We start from the raw sequence: 566 nt of genomic DNA, 5'->3' as shown, positions 1-566 counted from the left end.
GGCAATGATATCGATATCGCCGCGCGCGCCGATATTCACGCCGGTACTGGTGACCCGCGTTGTCCGGGCTTCGAATGCGGCCCGACAGATCCTGCGCAGGAGCAGCTTGATGGTACTGCGTTCTACTATATCCCCAACGTCAATTCCGGCCATCCTGGGTCAATCACCACCGTACACGCCTCGTTGGCAATGCGGGCGATCGAGCAAATGACCTTCCTCATAAAGGAATTTGAAGGGGGTAGCGATCTTGCCCGTGATGACATCCGCAGCCTGCTGTTCACGCTCATTGACATCATCATTCAATGCAAACGCGTCGATGGGAAATTCTGCGTGCGCGAGATCTACTTCGATCCATTCAAGAAGCTCCCCGCGAATATTCAGTAATCACGCCCGAGGAATTTTCGTGCAATCGATAATCATTTGCGAAAAGCCGAGCCAGGGGGAAGCCATTCAGGCAGCCGTCGGAGCCGTTACGGTCGATTTCTTGCAGCGCAGGGGCCACCTTTTGCGCCTGCACGAGCCCGGCGAGGCCAATCCGGCCTGCCACCCGCGCCAGCATTATCGAA

Annotated in this window: 1 pseudogene; it reads left to right on the top strand. The window is 56.5% G+C overall.

The features are described 5' to 3' along the window. Nucleotides 1-62: 62 nt before the first annotated feature. Nucleotides 63-384, top strand: a pseudogene (locus LH464_RS24485) (P-type DNA transfer ATPase VirB11); the annotation flags it as partial. Nucleotides 385-566 lie beyond the last annotated feature (182 nt).

This window comes from Pseudorhizobium xiangyangii (genome assembly GCF_020531965.1).
Taxonomy (GTDB): domain Bacteria; phylum Pseudomonadota; class Alphaproteobacteria; order Rhizobiales; family Rhizobiaceae; genus Neorhizobium; species Neorhizobium xiangyangii.
The sequence above is the reverse complement of the archived record's forward strand: the minus strand, read 5'-3'. Positions and strand labels throughout refer to the sequence as shown.